The 22607-nt window shown below is 35.4% G+C and carries 17 protein-coding genes; 12 read left to right on the top strand and 5 right to left on the bottom strand.

Annotated features, from left to right (window positions below; all coding sequences use genetic code 11):
• Positions 1-167: 167 nt before the first annotated feature.
• On the top strand, positions 168-875 hold the full coding sequence (locus tag AB674_RS08345; protein ID WP_047775593.1) for a DUF6090 family protein: 708 nt from the start codon (positions 168-170) through the stop codon (positions 873-875).
• Between the two features lie 110 nt (positions 876-985).
• The gene (locus AB674_RS08340; RefSeq protein ID WP_047775591.1) at positions 986-1747 is read left to right on the top strand and encodes a class I SAM-dependent methyltransferase; all 762 of its coding nucleotides are present in this window, start codon (positions 986-988) and stop codon (positions 1745-1747) included.
• A gap of 574 nt (positions 1748-2321) precedes the next feature.
• On the opposite strand, the gene AB674_RS08335 is transcribed toward AB674_RS08340, so the two are convergent.
• Together AB674_RS08335 and AB674_RS08330 are read right to left on the bottom strand one after the other, a co-directional pair.
• The gene (locus tag AB674_RS08335; RefSeq protein WP_047775589.1) at positions 2322-2627 is read right to left on the bottom strand and encodes a toxin-antitoxin system YwqK family antitoxin; all 306 of its coding nucleotides are present in this window, start codon (positions 2625-2627) and stop codon (positions 2322-2324) included.
• Between the two features lie 102 nt (positions 2628-2729).
• Positions 2730-2996 (bottom strand): hypothetical protein, encoded by a 267-nt coding sequence (locus tag AB674_RS08330; RefSeq protein WP_047775782.1) that lies wholly within the window; start codon positions 2994-2996, stop codon positions 2730-2732.
• Between the two features lie 161 nt (positions 2997-3157).
• Here AB674_RS08330 and AB674_RS08325 point away from each other — a divergent pair, with 161 nt between their 5' ends.
• On the top strand, positions 3158-3394 hold the full coding sequence (locus tag AB674_RS08325; protein ID WP_047775585.1) for a helix-turn-helix domain-containing protein: 237 nt from the start codon (positions 3158-3160) through the stop codon (positions 3392-3394).
• Between the two features lie 133 nt (positions 3395-3527).
• Here AB674_RS08325 and AB674_RS08320 read toward each other — a convergent pair whose 3' ends face one another.
• Positions 3528-4319, bottom strand: a complete 792-nt coding sequence (locus tag AB674_RS08320; protein ID WP_047775583.1) for a DUF5995 family protein — start codon at positions 4317-4319, stop codon at positions 3528-3530.
• Positions 4320-4594: 275 nt separating this feature from the next.
• On the opposite strand from AB674_RS08320, the gene AB674_RS08315 reads away from it, so the two are divergent.
• The 4 genes from AB674_RS08315 to AB674_RS08300 all read left to right on the top strand — a co-directional run bounded on the left by AB674_RS08315 (position 4595) and on the right by AB674_RS08300 (position 10001).
• On the top strand, positions 4595-5350 hold the full coding sequence (locus tag AB674_RS08315; RefSeq protein ID WP_047775581.1) for a helix-turn-helix domain-containing protein: 756 nt from the start codon (positions 4595-4597) through the stop codon (positions 5348-5350).
• Between the two features lie 60 nt (positions 5351-5410).
• Complete coding sequence (locus tag AB674_RS08310; protein ID WP_047775579.1) at positions 5411-6574, top strand: FAD-dependent oxidoreductase; 1164 nt, start codon at positions 5411-5413, stop codon at positions 6572-6574.
• A 239-nt stretch (positions 6575-6813) separates the two neighbouring features.
• Positions 6814-9117 carry a type IA DNA topoisomerase gene (locus AB674_RS08305; protein WP_047775577.1) on the top strand — a complete coding sequence of 768 codons (2304 nt, stop codon included), beginning with the start codon at positions 6814-6816 and terminating at the stop codon, positions 9115-9117.
• A 407-nt stretch (positions 9118-9524) separates the two neighbouring features.
• Complete coding sequence (locus AB674_RS08300; RefSeq protein WP_047775575.1) at positions 9525-10001, top strand: DUF6265 family protein; 477 nt, start codon at positions 9525-9527, stop codon at positions 9999-10001.
• A gap of 151 nt (positions 10002-10152) precedes the next feature.
• Here the strand turns inward: AB674_RS08300 and AB674_RS08295 are convergent, their stop codons facing one another.
• The gene (locus AB674_RS08295; RefSeq protein ID WP_047775573.1) at positions 10153-11316 is read right to left on the bottom strand and encodes an MFS transporter; all 1164 of its coding nucleotides are present in this window, start codon (positions 11314-11316) and stop codon (positions 10153-10155) included.
• Between the two features lie 222 nt (positions 11317-11538).
• Here AB674_RS08295 and AB674_RS08290 point away from each other — a divergent pair, with 222 nt between their 5' ends.
• A complete protein-coding gene (locus tag AB674_RS08290) occupies positions 11539-13965 on the top strand; it encodes a TonB-dependent siderophore receptor (protein ID WP_047775571.1) in 2427 nt (808 codons plus the stop codon).
• 83 nt (positions 13966-14048) lie between these two features.
• Here AB674_RS08290 and AB674_RS08285 read toward each other — a convergent pair whose 3' ends face one another.
• Complete coding sequence (locus AB674_RS08285; RefSeq protein WP_047775569.1) at positions 14049-15038, bottom strand: AraC family transcriptional regulator; 990 nt, start codon at positions 15036-15038, stop codon at positions 14049-14051.
• A 229-nt stretch (positions 15039-15267) separates the two neighbouring features.
• On the opposite strand from AB674_RS08285, the gene AB674_RS08280 reads away from it, so the two are divergent.
• From AB674_RS08280 to AB674_RS08265, 4 genes are all read left to right on the top strand, one after another.
• A complete protein-coding gene (locus AB674_RS08280; RefSeq protein WP_240478071.1) occupies positions 15268-17640 on the top strand; it encodes a TonB-dependent receptor in 2373 nt (790 codons plus the stop codon).
• Positions 17641-17716: 76 nt separating this feature from the next.
• Positions 17717-18886 carry a PepSY-associated TM helix domain-containing protein gene (locus AB674_RS08275; protein WP_047775780.1) on the top strand — a complete coding sequence of 390 codons (1170 nt, stop codon included), beginning with the start codon at positions 17717-17719 and terminating at the stop codon, positions 18884-18886.
• Positions 18887-18893: 7 nt separating this feature from the next.
• Complete coding sequence (locus tag AB674_RS08270) at positions 18894-19997, top strand: alpha/beta hydrolase (RefSeq protein WP_053004222.1); 1104 nt, start codon at positions 18894-18896, stop codon at positions 19995-19997.
• 164 nt (positions 19998-20161) lie between these two features.
• Entirely contained in the window at positions 20162-22534 is a 2373-nt protein-coding gene (locus AB674_RS08265) for a TonB-dependent receptor (protein WP_047775564.1), read from the top strand.
• The last annotated feature ends 73 nt before the right edge of the window (positions 22535-22607 follow it).

Below are 22607 nucleotides of genomic sequence, written 5' to 3'. Positions count from 1 at the left end.
TTGAGCGAGTTACAATTTAGTAGAATTACTGTTTCTTATCCAGTTTTCGTTCAGCCGAAAACGGAGCGTATACGAATTCTCAGTCGTTTCAAAATAACAAAATGTTGTACGTCACTTTATAGCAACAGAAATAACGAATAAACATTTAAAATTACAAAACTACAAACATGCAAGACGAAATAATAAAACACACAAAAAAAATATACTCAGAGATGAACAATAAAAAACATTCCTTCAAAGAAAAAGTAAAAGAAATACTTACTGAAATTTTAATTATTGTATTTGCGGTTTCACTTTCAATATGGCTTCACTCTTGGAGCGAAGAAAAGCATCAACAGAAAGATGCACAAAAATTTTTAATGGGATTGAAAGGAGATTTACAAAATGACATTTCGAATCTGGAAAACACAAAAAAGTTATTAAGTAAAACGCAAAAACAAATAGATTTTGTTTTACATCTTACACCAAAAAAAATAGACAGTATTGAAGCGAATCATAAAGAGATTAATTCAGGTACAAATTTCATTAATACCTTAATAAATAATGGTAGCTATGAAGGCTTTAAATCTAGTGGAAAAATAAATACTATAGAAAATCAAAAGGTAAGAAATAAGATTTTGAGTTATTACCAGCAAACTATTCCACAAATAGCAATTGTCGAAGTTTCATACGAAAGACTTATTTCCAGATATGTAGATTTATTAATATCCGGAAAAGAAGATGAAGATATTAATACAACGGTATTGAAAAAGAAGACAAAAATTGTTTTATCGGGACTTAGTAAATTCACCCAATATAGTCAAGAACCTTATCAAAACGCAATTAAGGAAGCAAAAGAAATTATAAAAGAAATTGAAGCAGAAGAGGCTAAATAAAAAATGATATCTTTAGTCTTTTGTGCTATTTTTAATAAAATCATGCAGCAGTAGTCTAGTTTTATAAGACATATATACTAGTTAACATCAATTGTAAAACGACAAATAATATGGACATAGTAAAACATAATAAATTAGCTTGGGACAATTACGTTGACAAAAAAGACCGTTGGACAATTCCTGTTTCAGACCAAGAATTGGAAAACGTAAAAAACGGAAATTGGAGTATCGTTTTAACACCTAAAAAAGCGGTACCTAAAAATTGGTTTCCTACTTTAAAAGGTTTAAAAATATTAGGACTTGCCTCCGGTGGTGGACAGCAAGGCCCAATCCTTGCGACCTTGGGTGCAGACGTAACCATTTTTGACAATTCCGAAAAGCAATTACTACAAGACAAAACCCTAAGCGACAAATTCGACCTTGACATAAAAACTGTTCAAGGAGATATGAAGGACCTTTCTGTATTTGCAGACAATTCATTTGACTTAATTTTTAATCCTTGCTCCATACTCTTCGTTGACGATGTTTTGCCCGTTTGGAAAGAATGTTTTCGAGTTTTAAAACCCAACGGAATTTTAATGACGGGTTTAATGAATCCAATTTCGCTTCAGCTTGACGAAAAAAACTTGAAGTTAATTTACAAGCAACCCTTTTCAGACCTACATTCATTGCCGACAGAAGAATTAGAAGAGTTGAAAAAGAACAAGGAAGCATTACTATTTGGACACAGTTTGACAGACCAAATTGGTGGACAACTAGAAGCTGGTTTTACAATAACTGCAATGTTTGAAGACTCTTGGGGCGGAGAAAATAAAATCGACGAATTTTTACCTGCATTCATTGCGACAAGAGCTATAAAACCACAAGAGTGACAAAACAACTGCTGCTAACGGGCGTTCGACAAAAAAGCGGGTTATTGAATGAATTGTATAAAAATGCCCCGCTAGTAAACCAACTAAAACTGACTGTAGGACAAGGAATTAGCAAACAGCTACGTTGCAACGAAAAAAAGTTTTCTAAAAATTGAAATAAAAAACAGAAAAGATATGAATAGAAAAATCATAGCCTACTTTTTAATATTTGCAAGTTTAATTCTGCTCATTTTCAACATAACTGAATTGAACTTTGACAACTTAAAAGAAAATCGATACGCAAGTATTGTTTCAAATTTGTTATTAATACTAGCAATGATTTTCACAATTCGGGATATCAATAAAAAGAAAAATGTATAAAATTTCAAGTCCTGTATTTGATAGTGCATGTGCTTGAAAAATTTATGCTTCGGGAAAAAACTTGCATATTTAATCCTCAGTTCTTCCAATACTACGATCGTTGTGCGAAGTCTCCCGACTTCGCACAACAATACTATATTCCGCTACAACTTTTTTTTGCTTATTGGAGCGGCTACGAAGTTAGGAGACTTCGCACAACAGAATCATAAATAATTTAAGGTTGATATTCTTTACCAAAATTTATTTCTTTAATTAGAATTCCATGCTCATCCCATTCTTTATGTAATCCATATGGCCTATTATTACTTATAAAACCTTCTTCAATAATTCGCCCATTAGAATCATAAGATGCACTTCTTCCATGTCTACTTCCATTTAAAACGAGAAATTCACTAATTAAGACTCCTTTGTCATCATATTCCACAATAGTTCCTGTGAAAGGACTATTGTTATGGTAAAATAAAGTTCCTCCTCCATAATCGGGAGCCATAATTTCAATATTATCAAAATTTATAGTCATTTTTTTTTTAAATTATAACAGTTAGAAGATCAGTTCTTCAAAGTGTTCTTCCAATACTGCGATTGCTTTGCGAAGTCTCCCGACTTGGCACCGCAGAATCAATTACAAATGAAGTTTATTTAATTCATCCAACAACTCCATCTCATCCTCCGGTAGAAGCTGCAAAGCAAGTTCCAGTAAAGATATGACATCTATGTCAGAACTGTTTGACAAACATTCACCATCATTTTTAAGCATAAAGATACTTGCTTTAAGAAGATTTGAAGCTATTAGATTTAATTCCTCATAACCGGACACTTTTACTGGTACACTAAAGGAATTATTAATCGTATTCTCTTTTAACTTCGTGAAATAATTTGTCTTATTCATCAATTCTGAAAATTCTGTAACTGGCTTATTATTTTGTACTTCCATGATTAAATTAAATTATATTTCTACTAATTGAAAAACAAACATACAAAAAATCGGTTACAAACAACCGATTCTTTACAATCCCATAAAAACAATCTATTACTTGTAATTTCATTTCCATGAAAAGAACAAGAAAAACTGAAATTCCGGAAGTTGTAAAACAGCTCGGAATCAGAATAAAGGATATAATAGAAGACAATCAACTAAAACAAAGAGAGGTTGCTCATGAAGCTGAAATGGATGTAGAAAATCTAAGGAAATACATTAAAGGTTCACAAGAAATGAAGATAAGTACTCTATTTAAAATTGCTCAAGCTTTAAAAATAAGTCCAAGTGATTTTATTAAAGATTTATAAAAGACTAATAATTTCAATTCACCACCAGCGTCAGCATACCACTCGTAAACACAATAAAACATAAAAATAGTCACGAGCGGGACGCTCGCGCTAGCACAAGAAAACTTAAAAATCTTTCTGTTTTTTACTAAAATCAACCAGCAGCACAATCCACCTTTTTTAGCTGGACAATCTGCAAATCGATTATTTTCTGAGCCACAGTTCCTTTTTCAAACAAACGAATGAATTTGAAAATAGCACTAACAAAATACCCGGGGTTTGAAACCAATCGAGCGATTTCTGTGATTTTTTTATCTCTTAGTTGGATACAGGCTTCCGTTTGATTTTCGGGAAGTGCTACAAATTCGTTGGCAAATTTCCAGGCACCATCTCTGGCGACTTCCATACTAAAATCAATAAAGAAGTTGTCCATTTTGCCCGTCCATTTTAGTAAGATCGTCAGCGTTGGCCAAATTTTAATTAAACATTGTTCGACGTTTCCTACCAGACTGCTTAGAATACCGTTTATTTTATCAAAATCACCTTTTAAGTCTCCGATGTCATCTACTGTACTGACCTGAGCTGCGGCTACTCCTAAATCCAAATTCACATGGGCATTAATCCCAAGCAATAAGTGTTGAACCACTATGGGCCAAAATTTTTCTGCTTGTTGAAACGAAAATTCCCAACATTCGGATGGCTTTTCTTTGGCTTTATATTGGTAATAGGCCTTTATATAACGATTGGCAAAAATGACGTCGAGTTTCTCCATTCGCTCTCCGTTCTGAAAAGAATGATCTGCGATGCCTTCTTTTATTCGTACCGTAACTTCACGATACAACATAGTAAACAAACCTATAGCGCTTTGTTCTACTTTTGATATTTCTATTATCTCATCCAATAACTGAATGACCTCGTCTATAGTAGTGGCTTGTTTTATATTCATTGTAGTAGGTTGTGGTTAAATTAGCAACAACGAATATAATTCTTTTAATCTGTTAAAGCCTATTATTTTGAAGCAATTATCTTGTTATTTTTTCTACTTTTAATATTCAAATAATAACTAAATCCATTACATGTAATTGTTTTACAGCTTACCATACACCCGAAAATATTTCGTTGGTAACGCACTCCGGAAAAATGTATCTTCATAAAAAATTGGAATACCAGCAAAAGTTTTCCAACTTTACAGAACGGCACATTATTAAAAGAATAGACCATATGAACAACGACTTCTATTATAAATTCATTCTGCCGGACCAATCCATTAGCGATTTTGTAGAAAATATTGGAATGTTTCACAATCCGTCTGATAAAGCAAAAGAAGTTGTTCTAATGCCTGATGGAAGAGTTGATTTATTTTTTATGAAATCTCAATCAGACTCTTTTCATAGTACGCTTATCGGTCTGGAAACAGTACCGGAGCAGAGAACCATTCCTCCGCAGACTCTTGCCTTCAAAATTAGTTTTAAGCCGTTGGGAGTCGAATATATTTTACAAACTTCTATTGCTGCTTTTTTAAACAGTGCTCAAAATCTACCTCCGGATTTTTGGGAATTTAATGCCGCTGACTTGAAAGATTTTGATGCCTTTCATAAAAAAGCAGTACAAAAAATAACAGCCCTTTTACCAACTAAAATTGACGAAAGAAAACGCAAGCTGTTTGAACTGGTTTACACTTCAAACGGCGAAATAAAAGTCAAAGAACTTTCTGAAAAAATAGCCTGGAGCAGCAGAGAAATCAATCGCTATTTCAATAAACAGTTTGGACTTTCTTTAAACGCATTCTGTAAAATTTTACGTTTTAAAGCTTCCTTACAGCATATTGCGCAAGGCAAACTTTACCCCGAATTAAACTTCACGGATCAAACCCACTTTATCAAAGAGATCAAAAAATTCTCAGGTGTAGTGCCAAGTGAATTATTAAAAAATAAAGATGACCGATTTGTACTATTATCCGTTCTGAAACAGCAATAATTTTGTTCCGACCGAGGCCGATAAGCCAAACGGAATAAAATTAACGGAATACGATACAAAATGATACTACAAAATAAACAAGTCGCGATCATTGGCGGCGGTCCTGGCGGACTTACATTGGCAAGACTTTTACAATTGCAAAACGTAAATGTAAAAGTATACGAAAGAGATTTTAATAAAGAAGCACGAGTGCAGGGATCACCTCTGGATTTGCATGACGATTCAGGACTGGCAGCGATTAGAAAGGCCGGTTTATTGAACGAATTTAAAACCAATTTTCTTCCCGGTGCCGACAAAACACTGATTGTAAACGAACATGCTGAAATATTTTTCAGTGACCACGAAACAAATGGTCAGGAGGATTTTGGCGATGAACATTTTCGTCCTGAAATTGACCGGGGTTCATTAAGAAAAATATTGCTGGAATCTTTAGAACTGGAAACAGTAGTCTGGGACAGTCATTTTATGGCAATGGAAAAACAAAATGAAGGCTGGCTATTGCATTTCAAAAACGGTTTATCAATTTATGCCGATATTGTAATTGGTTCGGATGGTGCCAATTCAAAAATACGACCTTATATTACAGACATCAAAGCATTATATTCCGGTATAACAATGCTTGAAGGAAATATTTACGAATCCCAGAAAACAGCTCCTCATATTTCATCCTTACTGGATGGTGGAAAAATAATGGCATTTGGAGATTCCCAAAATCTATTACTTGGACAAAAAGGAGACGGAAATCTTGGTTTCTATGCCAGTTTTAAAACCAATGAAAACTGGTCAATAACCAGTGGATTGGACTTTTCTAACAAAACACAAATACTGGAATGGTTTAAAAAAGAATATCCGGAATGGAGCAGTGTCTGGTATGAATTATTTCAAAATGCCAGTGTACCATATATTCCTCGTCCTATTAATTACATGCCCTTAGATCAGACTTGGGAAACTTTGCCTAATGCCACCTTAATTGGCGACGCTGCCCATGTTATGCCACCCTTTGCAGGTGAGGGTGCTAATATGGCCATGCTGGATGCGCTGGAATTAAGTGAATGTTTAACCTCTGATCAACATGAAAATGTGCAGGAAGCGCTCTCTTTTTATGAAAAAAATATGCGCAAGAGAGCTGCAAAAGCAATACAAGAATCCCTTGAAAACGGCGAAAAAATGCACTCAAAAAACGCTTTAAAAACAATGTTAGACTTTTTCAAAGGAGAAAACTAAAAGCAAAGATGACTTTCACACCAACCTAAAGACAGTCCAAATACGAGAAACTTAGTGTATCTCTTCGAAAAAAAACTTTGTATCTAAGTCTCTTTAACGCAAAACAATAAATACTTTAAAGTCCAGCTCCTCACATGCCAAAAAACAAAAAAACTTACAGCCTTTGTGGCTTTATGGCAAAAAACTTCAATACCAATTTCTAAATCCCTAATTTTACCCCTTCAAATTAGAAGGAGAAAATGAAGGTCTGTATTGCTGAAAAACCAAGTGTAGCACGAGAAATCGCATCCGTTTTGGGTGCCAATACCAAACACGATGGCTATTACGAAGGCAATGGTTATGCGGTGACCTACACCTTTGGGCATTTATGTACCTTGAAAGAACCCAACGACTACAAACCACATTGGAAAAGCTGGGATTTGAACAATCTTCCGATGCTTCCCGAAAAATTCGAAACCAAAGTGGTACAGAATACGGGAATTCAGAAGCAGTTTAAAATCATAAAAACCTTATTTGACAAAGCCGAAGTAGTGATCAACTGCGGGGATGCCGGGCAAGAAGGAGAGCTCATTCAGCGTTGGGTGATGAATGAAGCCCATTATAAAGGTGAAGTACAACGTTTATGGATTTCGTCCCTAACAACCGAAGCTATAAAAGAAGGTTTTGAAAACTTAAAGCCATCAGCCAACTACGATAATTTATTCTACGCCGGATTTTCAAGAGCCATTGGTGACTGGTTATTGGGTATGAATGCGACCCGTTTGTATACCGTAAAACATGGTGGTTACAAACAAGTTTTATCTATTGGACGTGTGCAAACCCCAACACTGGCAATGGTTGTAGATCGTTTTAAAGAAATTGAAAACTTTAAACCTCAACCCTACTGGGAACTTCAGACTTTATACCGAGAAGTGCTTTTTAGCTATGAGGAAGGTCGCTTTTTGAAAAAAGAAGATGGGGAACATTTAGCGAATAAAGTAAAAGAAAGCGAATTCGAAATTGTTTCTGTTGAAAAAAAGAACGGAAATGAATACGCTCCCAAATTATTTGACTTAACAGGATTACAGGTTTTTTGCAATACAAAGTTTGGGTTTTCGGCAGATGAAACGCTGAAAATTGCCCAAACCTTATACGAACAAAAAGTAATCACCTATCCCAGAGTGGATACGACATTTTTACCGAATGATATTTACCCGAAAGTACAAGGCATACTGCAGAAACTAACGGATTATGCGGCACTAACTCAGCCCGTTTTAGAAAAGAAAATCAAAAAATCACCTAAGGTTTTTAATGATAAAAAAGTAACCGATCACCATGCGATTATTCCAACGGGGATTCAAAGCAATTTGCAATACAATCAGCAACAGGTCTATGATATTATTACCAAGCGTTTTATTGCCGTGTTTTATGATGATTGTTTGGTAGCCAATACGACAGTAATCGGAAAAGCTGCCGAGGTAACTTTTAGAACTACCGGAAAAGAAATCTTAAAAAAAGGATGGAAAATTGTTTTCGAAGATCCTAACGGTAAAGAAAAAGACCCCGATCTGTTACCTAGTTTTGTTGTGGGTGAAAAAGGGCCACACGAACCATCATTTCTGGAAAAAGAAACCAAACCACCCAATCAGTTTACGGAAGCAACTTTACTGCGCGCCATGGAAACCGCCGGAAAACAAGTTGATGATGAAGATTTACGCGAGCTGATGAAAGAAAATGGTATTGGTCGTCCGTCAACACGGGCAAATATTATTGAAACGCTTTTTAAACGTCAATACATCGTTCGAAATAAAAAACAGGTTTTACCAACGCCAACAGGGATTCAGCTTATAGAAACCATTCAAAATGAGTTGATAAAGTCGGCTGAACTTACCGGTTCTTGGGAAAAACAACTGAAAGATATTGAAAAAGGCACTTTTACCGCCGCCGCTTTTATTCGAAACATGAAACGCATGGTTGAAGCTTTGGTTTATGAAGTCCGAAGTGAAACCAAACATGCTAATATCTCGCATGTCGCCAATGTTCCCAAGCCAGTTGCTAAAGTAGAAAAAAAGAAAGCTGCCGGAATTGCGGCAGAAGTTTGTCCAAAGTGCAAAAAAGCGGCACTTATAAAAGGAAAAACAGCTTTTGGATGCAGTGAATACAAATCGGGTTGTGATTTTGTATTGCCTAATGTTTTTGCCGGAAAAAAAATAACCGAAAGCCAATATTTGAGATTGCTTCAAAAAGGCTCAACAGTAAACATAAAAGGTTTTAAAGATGATTCGGGAACGGTTGAGGGTTTAATTCGTTTTGAAGAGAACTTCAAACTCAAATTAGAACCAAAGAAAACACCATCAAAGCCGACATCAGAGACCACAGCAGATTCTTTGACATGTCCAAAATGTAAAAAAGGGACGATTCTAAAAGGAAAAACCGCTTATGGTTGTGGTGACTATAAATTGGGTTGTGATTTTAAAGTGACTTTTGATGATGTCAGAATCAAACTCGGAGACAATAAACCAACTAGAGAATTGGTTTATTCTATTTTGTCTGAAAGCGTTTAATACAAATAGTATTTTTTTGCCACAGATTAGAAGGATTAAAGTGATTTCTTTTCAACACTAATTACACTAATTTTCACGAATTGTTTCTTTGCTGTTGCGGGGAAAATCATTTTAATCCTGTAATCTGTGGCACTATTTACCCACCAATAATTTTAAAGCTTAATTCGTGCAATTCGTGACAGCCTTTTTCGTGCACTAATCTTACTCTAAACTGGAATCACAAGTTTTTCAACACTAATTACACGAATTTTCACGAATTGTTTTTATGCTGTTGCGCGTAAATTTTTTTTAATCCGTTCAATCTGTGGCATTCTTTTTCATGATTAATTCGTGTAAAATTATGCAATTCGCAGCAACCTTTTTTTTACTAACTTAGCTCATTAATCTAACACTAAATATCTCTAAATATGTTTCAGAAAATTACTCTTTTAGCGCTTGTTCTAGCCTCTGTTTCCTGCCAGAAAAAAGCAACTGTAGAAAAAGACAAAATCAAAGTAGCCGACTGGCTTATCGGAAACTGGGAGAATAAAAATCCGGATGGTGTACTTACCGAAAACTGGCAAAAACTAAACGACAGCACTTTTAGCGCTGCATCGTATTTTATAAAAGGAAAAGATACTATCCATTTTGAAAGCATCGTTTTGGCACAATTAGGCGAAACCTTAACGTACAAAGCAACTGTAAAAGGGCAAAATGACGGTAAAGCGGTTTCATTTCCTTCTACAATTTCAAACGAGAAACAATTGGTTTTTGAGAATCCGAAACACGATTATCCTCAAAAAATTACTTATACCAAAGGAGCCAATAATACTATGACGGCTGAGATTTCCGGGAAACTACAAGGAAAATTGACTACGGAAAGGTTTATTATGACTAAGAAGTAGCTCTTTTTTTTGTGAAATATTTTTTTCTGTACCATTGTCAACCTGAGCGAAGTCGAAGGCTTGTTAGATAAAAGGGGGGCTTCGACTTCGCTCAGCCTGACACATGGGGAAAGAAAACTTTGTGTCTTTGCAACTTTGTACCTCTGCATCTTTACTCCTCTTCCTCTCCGATCTTATTAACCATCAAAATCATAAGTCCGCCTAAAAGGGCCATTATCAAAAAAGCCCATTTCATACTTAGATATTCTGAGATAAAACCAACCATTGGCGGCACAAGTAAAAAACCGAGATAACCTATTGTTGATATTGAGGTTAAGGCTGATCCACTGCTTAATTTTGATGATCTTCCGGCGATACTAAATACCAACGGCACAACGCAGGAAACCCCTACTCCGATTAAAACATATCCAAAAATTGTTGGATAAATATAAGGTAACAAAAAGCAGATTAAAAATCCCACAGTGATAAAAACACCGCTATTTAATAAGATATTCTTAATCCCGAATTTTGTTACAGCATAATCTCCCAAGAAACGTCCTAAGGTAACAGCAATCATAAAAAACACAAATGCTGCGGTGGTTAATTTGGGAGAAGCGTGTAATATATTCTGGAAATAAATCCCGCTCCAGTCGTACATGGTGTTTTCGCAGGCCATGGAGACGAAGCAAATCATGGCAAACTTAATCAGGTTTTTTTCCGGCATAGAAAAGAATTTCTTTTTCTCCGGAACCGGTTCTGTATGAATACTCAGCGGGTAAAAACAAGCTGTAACGGCCAGCATCAAAATACTAACACCCAACAAATGCTGAGACGGATCGATGTGCTGCGTTACCATTACATAACCTAAACCCGCACCGGCAAATCCGGCAAGACTCCAAACCGCATGAAAACGCGTCATAATTGATTTTGGATACAGTTTTTGCACTTCAAGAGCTTGCGCATTAATCGATAAATTGAAAATATTCCGTGACGCTCCAAAAACTAAAAGTATAATAATTAGCTGCCACACAAAAGCGGCAAAACCCGGCAAGGCCAATACAAGGTTAAACATCACCGCTCCTAAAAGCATGATGTAACGACTGCTGTATTTGTTTAACAGTTTTCCTGTAAAGGGCATTGTCAGCATTAAACCAATCGGGAATGCAAATAAAACAGCTCCAAATTGGGCCTCGGTCAAATGTAATTGTGCTTTGATGTGTGGAATCCGGGACGCCCAGGAAGAATATCCAAATCCGGACAGGAAAAAAAATACGGTATTGGCCAGTCTGTATCCTTTAGGAGAATGGCGAAGTTTATCAAAATAGGCTTTTATCATCGATTGTATCTGCACTTAATTAAGTTGCAAAAATAAGACTTTTTTAATCCCTGCCTAATGCAGTTGTAAAGACGATTCTTACTTTAATTACTGCAAAATCAACATTTAACAATTTCATCACCAAATTTTAAAGAATTACAATTGTTAAAATAATATTAATTTTTAAATTTGCACAGTTTTTATTTATTCCAAATAAAGATATTTTAATTAATTTAAATAACCATGAATTATCTAAACCCCAGAGTGCAACAAATTCTTTTTGTTTTCTTCTTATTCTTATTTTCTATAACTACTATTTCTGCCCAACAATCTTTCGGAAGTATTAAAGGAACCATAACAACTTCTGACGGAGAAAAGGCAGAAGATGTTTATTTGAACTTAAAAAATTCAAAATACGCCACAACTTCTAACGAATATGGTGCATTTGAACTAAACCGAGTAAAATCGGGAAGTTATACTTTACAAATTTCATTGGCCGGTTATGAAAAACTGACACAAGAAATAACCGTTACCGAAAATCAGGTTACTACACTACAATTACAGTTAACGGTTTCTAACAAACAATTAAAAGAGGTTGTAATTACCAGTAATAAAGGAAAGGCTTTTCCAAAACAAAGTACTTACGTTTCAAAAATGCCATTGAAAAACATTGAGAATCCGCAAGTTTATAATGTTGTTTCTTCTGAAATAATGAAAGAGCAAGCCATTACCAATTATGAAGATGCCTTAAAAAATGTTCCCGGAATTCAAAAACTTTGGGAATCTACCGGACGTGGTGGTGATGGAGGATCTTACTATACTTTACGTGGTTTTGAAGTTCAGGCCAATGTTGTAAACGGATTGCCGGGCTTAACAAACGGAAGTCTTGATCCTGCCAATATAGAACGAATAGAAGTAATTAAAGGACCATCTGGAACTTTATTCGGAAGTTCCTTAGTTAGTTATGGTGGTCTTATTAATACCGTTACCAAAAAACCATTTGTTGGTTTCGCCGGCGAAGTTTCGTATACAAGCGGAAGTTTTGGACTAAACAGAGTAACGGCAGATGTCAATACAGCGCTGGACGATAACGACAACATTTTGTTTCGCATCAATACTTCGTATCAAACAGAAAACAGTTTTCAGGATGCGGGCTTTCGTACAGCTTTGTTCGTAGCTCCTTCCCTTTCTTATAAGGTAAATGATAAATTGTCTTTCCTTATCAACACCGAGTTTATGCAGGAAGAAAAAACAACTCCGTCCATGTTGTTTTTAGGAAGAGACCAGCAGCTGCAATTTGCAAACCTTGGGGAGTTAAATTACAACACCGATCTTTCTTTTTACAGCAATGATTTATCGATAAAAAATCCTCGTTTTAGTTTACAGGCACAGATGAATTATAAAATCTCTGATCAATGGACATCTCAAACGGTTTTATCACGAGGTTCTTCTAAATCAAACGGATACTACTCTTATATTTATGATAATGAAGATGGAAAAGGAGATTTTGCCTTCTGGATTAGCGACCAACAGTCGCAAACCAGTACAACAGACATACAACAGAATTTTGTAGGTGATTTTAAAATTGGAAACCTGCGCAATCGTATCGTGGCAGGTCTTGATTATTTTGAAAGAAATGTAACTTATGCAGGATCAGGATATGCAAAATTGTACAATATTACCGCACAAGGAGAAGTCAGACAATTTGATCCTTTAGCTCCAAATTACCTGACCAGAACATCGGTTGATAATGTTCTTTCTAAGGAAGCAGCGCAAAACTTTAACCAACAGGATGCGACCTATAGTGCTTATGCTTCAGACGTACTTAACATTACGCCAACTTTATTGGCAATGGCCAGTTTGAGAGTTGATTATTTTGACACAAAAGGCGACATCAAAAATGACAAAGACGATTACACCCAAACGGCTTTATCTCCAAAATTCGGATTATTGTATCAGCCTATTGAAGATAAACTAGCTGTATTTGCCAATTATATGAATGGTTTTAGAAATGTTGCCCCAGGCAGTACTACTGATGCTAACGGAGATATACAACCTAAAACTTTTGAACCTGAACATGCCAATCAATTAGAATTTGGAGTTAAAGCCAATCTTCTTTCTGACAAATTAAATGCAACTGTAAGTTTTTATGATATTAATGTTGCCAATTTAGTAGTAAGCTCCAATACATTCACTGTACAGGGAGGTGAAGCAAGAAGTAAAGGTTTTGAACTTGACTTGAATGCTGCTCCAATAAAAGGGTTAAGCATCATAGCAGGATATAGCTACAATGACAGTAAAATTACTAAAGGAAACGATGGTGATGTCTGGTTGGAAAATGGAAAAAGACCTTTCTGGGCCGGACCAAAAAACCTGATCAATCTTTGGGCTACTTACAAATTTGATTCCGGTACTCTTGAAGGATTTGGTTTAGGATTTGGAGGAAATTATGCGAGTGAAAATGCCATCTTGGACAGTCCAAAAACAGGGAAATTTGTACTTCCTGAATATACAGTTGTAAATAGTTCTGTTTTTTACAGCTCGACTAAATTCCGTGTGGCTTTAAACCTTAATAATATGGCCAACAAAGATTACTTTAACGGTGGCTGGTCTACCGTAAATCCACAAAAACCAAGAAATCTGGTAGCAAGCTTCTCGTATAAGTTTTAATCCATTTCAATTTAAATAAAAAGCCTCGAAATCCTATATACAATTAGTGATTTCGAGGCTTGTTTTTTTATTAAAGTTAAAAGCTATTGCTTCAATTTACTGGGCAAATAGCCGAATGTCTTTTTAAAAGCGACTGTGAAATGATGTTGATTTTTATATCCCAATTCTTCTGAAACGGCAGAAATCGGATAGTCTTTTTCGACCAACAATTGTTTGGCATATTCCATTCTCACCATTGTCAGATAATTAAAAACAGTGGTATTATAAACTAATTTAAAATACTTTTTAATTTTAAAATTATTCAACCCAACCTCAGCGGCAATACCTGCCAGCGTAAGTTTCTCTTTGAATTGTGTTTTTAAGATATTCTCGACTTCCAGAACTTTTGCATAATCACCGGCGCTTATTTCGACACTTACTGAAGTGTTTTCCTCTTCGTTAATTATCGTAAACAAATACGAAAGAATCTCTACTATTTTTGACTCTAAAAAGGCTTTTTTGATCGCTCCCGAATAAGAACATTGCAGAATATCTTCAATCAAAATATTTAGTTTTGGTGAAATACTTTTACTGGTTTCCCACATGGCGTATGAGGTCTGATTTGTTATTGCGTCTGCCAGCAATGGTATGGTAGTTTTTAAATTCGGATAAAATAACTTCTCTAAATACGCTTCCGTAAAAGTAATTTCCAACGTTCTTCTTCTTTTGGTTCTGTAGTTTAGAACCCCTTTTATTTTGGGTAAATAAAATAAATTATAATGCCCCTGCGGAATGTAAATTCCACGCTGGGATTTATCTTCAGGACAATATTCGTTATCTCCCTCCATTTCAATATGAAGTTTTACAAAAGAAAAATCATGTTCTACTTCAATCGCATACGAATCATTCTCCATTGTCAAATCTCTCGCAACCACGTGAATTCCGTTTAGCATAATATCAGTGATTACACCTTTGATTCCTTTGTTGTCAAAATTGATTTTTTTCTCAATAAGATCTTCTTTATTAAATCGAATAGGATCATTTACAACCACCACTTCTTTTTTGAAGATATCACTTCTCATCATTGTTTTCATTGGCCCTTTTTTATCCACTTTTTTATTGCGTAAGATAGCGCTTACATTCCTTACAGCCGTTGCAACTAACTGAGGCTAGGCAAGTTTCACAAAATCCCTTTTGCGTTTATATTAATCCTTTTTGCGTTTATTAAGTTTTTGTTAACACATTACTTTTGCGTAAAATTATCAATTTATAACTAATCTAAATAAGGATAAAATGTTTTTTATTAAAACCAAAGCAAAAAAAATGTTAAACAAGCTATTTTTAGGGGCAATACTGCTGTGTCTGTCAATAACGCAGACATTTGCACAACAAAACACCGGTTCGATAAAAGGAACTGTAATCACAGCTGATGATCAAAATGCGGTATCGGTAAATGTAATTATAGCTGAATTAAAAAAATCAGCAACTACAGACGAAAATGGTGTGTTCTTTTTTCACAAAGTACCGGCAGGAACGTATCAGATTGAAATTAATATGACGGGACATACACCATCAAAACAAGAAGTAACCGTAACCACAGGAGAAACTGCTACAGTTTCTTTTCAGCTTCAGTCTTCGTTAAAAGAATTAAACGAAGTTGTTGTAGTCTCTGCAGCTAAAAAATTCGCTGAAAAGAAAAGTGAATTTGTTGCAAGACTACCAATTAGTAATCTTGAGAATCCTCAGGTTTATACGGTAGTGCCAAAAGAACTTTTCCAGGAGCAAATTGCAGTTGATTTTAGAAGCGCATTAAATTCAGCACCGGGATTAAATAATGTAACGCAAAGTTTGGGATCAGGAGGAATTGGTCTGAGCATCAGAATGCGTGGTTTTAGTGGTGCATCTGCAGCAGGATCTATCCGTAACGGAATGAACACCAACTGGGTAACTTTAAGCGACCCTGTGAATCTGGAAAGCATTGAAGTAATAAAAGGACCATCTGCAACACTCTTCGGATCTGCTTTAACTACCTACGGAGGTCTTATCAACCGCGTAACCAAAAAACCATTTGAATTTACCAAAGGGGAAGTGAGCTACACTACCGGAAACTGGGCGTTAAGTCGAACAACTATAGATTTTAATACGCCTTTGAACGAAGAAAAAACAATGCTTTTTAGAGTAAATGCTGCTCTGGACAATCAAAAAACATGGCAAGATCAAGGAAAAAGTAACGCCTTTATAATTGCACCGTCATTTACCTATAAAGTAAGCGATAAATTAACTTTAGATTTTGATGCAGAATTGTACAAAGGAAGTCGTAACTCAAGCTGGATAGGTCTTGGATCCGGGAATCCAACTGCAAAAAATATAGATCAATTGAATTTTGATTTCAAAAAATCATATACAACAGACGATTTACAGTCGGAATCAAAAAACACTAATATTTACGCCAGAGCTACCTACCAATTGTCTGATAATTGGGTTTCACAGACCAATTTTTCAAATGCTTATACAGACAACAAGGCCAACTATTTGTTCCTCCTTTTTAATACCGCAGCCAATGGTGATGTAACGTTACAAAGAAGGCTAATGAACATCAATAGTGTTTTCAAAACAACACAATTGCAACAAAATTTTGTTGGAACATTTCATACCGGAAGTATAAAACACCGCGCATTGATCGGACTTGATTATACTTACATCAGTACCAACGATAACAGATGGGTCATTAATTCATACGATGCTGCGGCCGGAAATCCTGCATTGGCAATCAATGGAAATGCTGCCTTTATAAACATGGAAAAATACAAACAGCTGATTGCTGCCTTACCGGCTCCAAGTGTAGTTGGTATCCGAGATTTCAGAACGTTAAGCGGTTATGTATCGGATGTAATTAACTTTACGGACCGATTTATTGCAATGGCCAGTGTGCGTGTTGATCGTTACGAAAACAAAATTGCGAAATACAATCAGATTGCCGTTTCTCCAAAAATGGGTTTGATTTATCAGGTGGTTAAGGATAAAGTCTCTTTATTTGGAAATTATATGAACGGCTTTACCAATGTAGGTCCGGGAACTACAGCTGCAAATCCAACGGAATTAACAGAATTCAAACCAGAACAAGCCAACCAAATTGAAGGTGGTGTGAAGGTTGAATTGTTAGGAGGAAAACTAAACGGAACTTTAAGCTATTATGATATTGAAGTAAAAGATAAAGTCCGTACCGACCCTACTAACAACTTGTATTCTATTCAAGACGCTACCCAAAAAAGCAAAGGTTTTGAGGCAGATTTAATAGCAAATCCAATTAGAGGTTTACACATTATTTTAGGGTATGGCTACAACGAAAGTAAATTTACCAAAACAAACGCGGCAACTCAGGGAAAAAGACCTTATTCTACACCTGCCAATGTAGCAAACCTTTGGGTAAGTTATAAAATATTAGATGGTCAAGTAAAAGGACTTGGTTTTGGTTTTGGAGGTAATACACAAAGTGACACCTACATAAACGATACGAATACCTTTAAAGTAAACGGATATACGGTAATGGACGCCACTGTTTTTTACGAAAAGCAAAAAATCAGATTGGGCCTAAAACTAAATAACATTGCAAACAAAGAATATTGGACGTCTGATTACTGGGCTACTATGATGCCAACAAGACAATTAGTTGCTAATCTTACTTTCAAATTTTAATACCACTTAAATTAGTTTTTTTCCAAGCTGGCTTATCGTTCTCGAAATGCCGGCTTGGTTTTTATCGCTTTCTATTATGACCAACAATCCAATTAAAAGAACTGAAAAAAAAGTCAAACAAAAGAGCCAATGGAGCAAATTAAATCACTGGCTCCATTTATGGTTAGGACTAAGTTCGGGTATCATCGTTTTTATTGTTTCACTTACCGGAATATTATTTATTTTTTGTGATGATATTATAGACGGACTGGCTTCTGATGCTTTGTACGTTAAAGAAGTTAAAGAACAAAGACTAACTCCGGAAGAAATCCTAAAAGCTTTTAAAAAACAACATCCCGATCGAAAAGCGAGTTATTTTATTACGTATCGGGATCCAAAACGAAGTGTAAAACTTGCTTCTTCGACCAAAGAAAGAGATTTACAATTCTCATGGGTTGACCCTTATACAGGCAAAGTCTTAACTTCCGGCAAGGCTTACGATTTCTTTTATGTTGTGGCGCATGTTCACAGCGGTGAAATGCCCTTTGGAAAAACCGGAAATCTCATCGTAGAAATCTCCGTTTGGATATTCTTAATCGAACTGATTACAGGAATTATTCTCTGGTGGCCAAAAAAATGGAATCGCTCTACCAGACTTCAGAGTTTCACTATAAAGAAGAATGCCAGTTTCAAACGGCTGAATTATGATCTGCACAATGTACCCGGCTTCTATAATTTACTGCCCGCACTTCTCATTACCATTACCGGTCTGATCATTGTAAACAAAACTTTAAACAAAACAACGCACAAAATATTCGATGGTTTTCCTCGCTCCTATGCGGCAATGCGGGATATCAAACCGGAATACGACAGTACTAAAACATTTGCGGCATTAAATCCAATTGTAGAACGGCTGTTCTTAAAAGATGCAGCTGTAGAACAAGTCAAACTTTCTATCGCAGCAAAAGACAGTATTACAAGTCTCTCTGCTGTTGCCGCTAAAGACATTGGTCTGAAAGGCGTTCAAAACGGAAAAACATTCGCAATTAACCGCTACACCGGTCAGGAAATTGAAATTCCGGTAAAAGTGATGAACGGATTGTATATTGATGAAACAACCATGAACCTTCATATTGGCTTTTGGGCTGGATGGCTCGGAAAAATTTTCACGCTCCTTGTTGGTTTAGTCTGTATGTTTCTGCCTATAACAGGATTCTTGATTTGGTACGGCCGTCAAAATAAAAAGAAAAAAACTTCCCTTACTTAAATTAAAAATGAAAAAATTTCTCCTTCTCTTTCTCTTATTTTCGTTTACTGCTGTGTTTTCACAAGACAGTATTACTATTGGCAGTAAACACCGTATTTTTTCGAAAGCATTGAATGAAGAACGCACTTTTTGGATTTATCTGCCACCGGATTACAACAATTCTAAACTTGCTCCGGCAAAATATCCTGTTGTTTATTTGTTAGATGCCGAAAATAACTTCCATTCCTTTACCGGCCTTCAACAATCATTAGCCAAAGGACCTTATTCTATGACTCCGCAAATGATTGTAATAGGAATCACCAATACAAACCGCACAAGAGATTTAACTCCAACTGAAGCGAATCGTCAGGCCTTTTTTGATAAGACAAAAAAGCAGTTTCAACAAAGCGGCGGCAATAAAAATTTTATTACTTTTTTAGAAAAAGAACTCAGACCTTATATCGATACCAATTACAGAACTTCGGGTTACAATGTTTTAAACGGACACTCTTTTGGAGGCCTGACTGCCGTGAATATTCTACTGCACCACACCTCTTTATTTAATTCTTATGTTATCATTGACCCGAGTCTTTGGTGGGACAATGAAATTATGAACAAAAAAGCCGATTCTATTTTCAATAAAAAGGATTTTGCTAAAAGAAGTATTTATCTGGCTATGGCCAATAAAAAAAGCATCCCTCAGGATACTACAACCGATATGGCCCGAGGAATCAGGAAGTTTGAAAATTTGTTAAAAGTGAAAAAACCTAAAAATCTGCGATGGAATTTTAAATATTACGAAAACGAAGATCATGGAACTATCCCTATTCCGGCAGAATATGACGGTTTGCGTTTTATTTTTGAAGACCATCTGGTCCAGGTAAAAGAAGCGGTACAAGATCCCTCCTTAGTAGAACAACAATATGCGAAACTTTCTGAACAACTTGGTTTTTCCTTTACCCCTTCTGAAAGTTATCTGAACTGGATGGGAAATTATTGTTTAGGAATTGACAAAATAGATAACGCTGTTCGTTTTTTTAAAATGGCAACCCATTATTACCCATTAAGTACAACTGCCATAACAGTATTAAATCAAACAGTAGAAAAGCAAAAAACAAAGGATAAAAAATAACTTAAAGAATAAACTTACTTCTTCATTCTCTTAACATTAAAAAACCATTCAGTTATAAACTATTATTGATATTTAATCTAAATAAGACTTGTTGAACTAATATTATATTTTACATTTGCAATTATTTTTAACAAGTCTAAATAATAACCAACGAATTTTATAAAATGAATGAATTGAAGTATTGCAAAAAATTTATACTGGTCTTAAGTATTTTTATGCTTTCTATAGGGACATCTTTTGCACAACAGGGAGGAACTATAAACGGTAAAATTGAAACCAGCGATGGTAAAGCGGCAGAAGGAGTATCTGTCTCTATTAAAGGTACAAACAAAAACACAATTGCCAGAAACAATGGATTTTTTGAGTTAAAAAATGTCCCTGCTGGAACTCAGACCTTAATTGTTACATTAGTGGGTTACAATGACCTTCTACAGCAAGTAACTGTTAATGCAGGAGAAATTACTAATTTAAATTTAAAATTAGATTTATCGAATACCGAATTGAATCAGGTGGTGGTTTTGAGTAATAAAAGTGCTTTTAAAACCAATAGAATTTCATCTTCTCTTCGTTTGCAATCAGCCATTATTGAAATCCCGCAAAACATTCAGGTAATTACCGGAAAATTAATGCAGGATCAACAAATTTTTGACATGCTTGAAGGGGTTACCCGTAACGTGAGTGGGGCTACGAGAGTAGAACACTGGGATAATTATGCTAATATCACTATGAGAGGAAGTCAAGTTGCTGCTTTCAGAAATGGTATGAACGTAAGTACAACCTGGGGACCCTTGACCGAAGATATGAGCTTGGTAGAAAGAATAGAATTTGTAAAAGGACCGGCAGGTTTTATGCTTGCCAACGGAAACCCAAGCGGATTTTATAATGTTGTAACTAAAAAACCAAGTGGAAGAAACAAAGCAGAAGCGAGTTTATCTTACGGAAGTTTTGACATGTACAGAGGTACAATAGATCTGGACGGAAAATTGACCAAAGACGGAAAACTTTTATACCGTTTTAATGCGATGGGCGAAAAGAAAAACAGTTTCCGTGATTTTGATTTTAATGACCGTTATACTTTTGCTCCCGTTTTAAAATATTTAGCAACAGACAAAACCGCTATAACACTTGAATATACACAGCAATTTTCTAAAGTAAATGCCATTGGTAGTAATTATTTGTTTATGCAGAATGATTATCAGGAACTGCCAAGAAGTTCTACTACCTCAGAGCCAAATTTAGATGCAACAACAATGCTTGAGAGAAGTATCTTAGGGATTATCGAACACAAATTTGACGATAACTGGAAGGTAACTTTACAAGGATCCTATCTAAATTTCAAGCAACAAGGACTGTCTTTATGGCCTAGTGGCTTTGAAAAAAATAAAGTTGGAATCCTAAAAAGAGCCGGAAGTATTTGGGATGTTTTAGGAAAAACCTATATGATACAAGCTTTTGCAAATGGTACTTTCCAAACGGGACCTATTTCTCACAAAATATTGGGAGGAATAGACATGAGCAATAAAGCGTATTACCATGATTTCGGGCAATCTTTTGTTATGTCAGATTTGGACATCTACAATCCGATACATGGAACTCTTGCTGAATCTCCTGTTTTTGACAGAAGCAAAAGCATAAAAGAAAGAGGCACAGCATACAAGAATAGTTACACCGCAAGCTACGTACAAGATGAAATTGGTTTTTTTGAAAATTCACTTCGCTTGACATTAGCGGGAAGATTTACCTTACTACAAGCCTCTAATGATTATTCTGGCGGAACCTCTAATGAAAAATTTACTCCTCGTGTGGGATTGAGTTATTCTTTAGACAAAAACAATGCTTTTTATTTTGTACGTGATCAATCTTTTACAGAAAATTATGGAACAGATGTGAACGAAAAAAGTTTTAAACCACAAACGGGAACTAATTTAGAACTAGGTTATAAAAGAGACTGGTTCAACGGAAAATGGAATTCTGTTGTTGCGGCTTACCAAATTACGATGAACAATGTACTTACACCGGATTTAGAAAATCCATATAGTGGAACTAAACAAAATTTCAAAGAAAATGGTCAACAAAAAGTAAAAGGTGTTGAGGTCGATGTTAGAGGAGAAATCCTTAAAAACTTTGATGTTATCTTAAATTATGCCTTTACACAAGGTAAAATAACAAAAGATAGCCATGAAAATCTGATTGGAAATCAAATTCCGGGATCTACAAGACATATTCAAAACACTTGGTTAAACTATAGATTTGACAATGGTCTACTAAATGGATTTGGTGCATCATTAGGTTACCAATATCAGGTAAAAAGAGCTCCTTGGTTTATTTCAAATGGCAACAGTGGTACTTTACCGGATTATTTCCGTGTAGACGGAGGTCTGTCTTATCAAAATAAAAAAGTTTCAGTAAATCTTATTGTTAATAACATCTTTAACAAATACTTATACTCAGGAGGTTATTACGCCTATTCTGATATGTATTACCTACAAGCCGAAGCAGGAACCAACGCAAGGGTAACTGTTACTTATAAATTCTAATCCTAAAATAAGATCCCTTATTACTCAAAAGGTTTAAGGGATTTCTTTTAACTATTAATTTTAATCCTAATTT

This window comes from Flavobacterium sp. ABG, from assembly GCF_001027725.1.
Taxonomy (GTDB): Bacteria; Bacteroidota; Bacteroidia; order Flavobacteriales; family Flavobacteriaceae; genus Flavobacterium; species Flavobacterium cupriresistens.
Note: the sequence above shows the minus strand (reverse complement) of the source record. Positions and strands in the feature narration are given on the sequence as shown.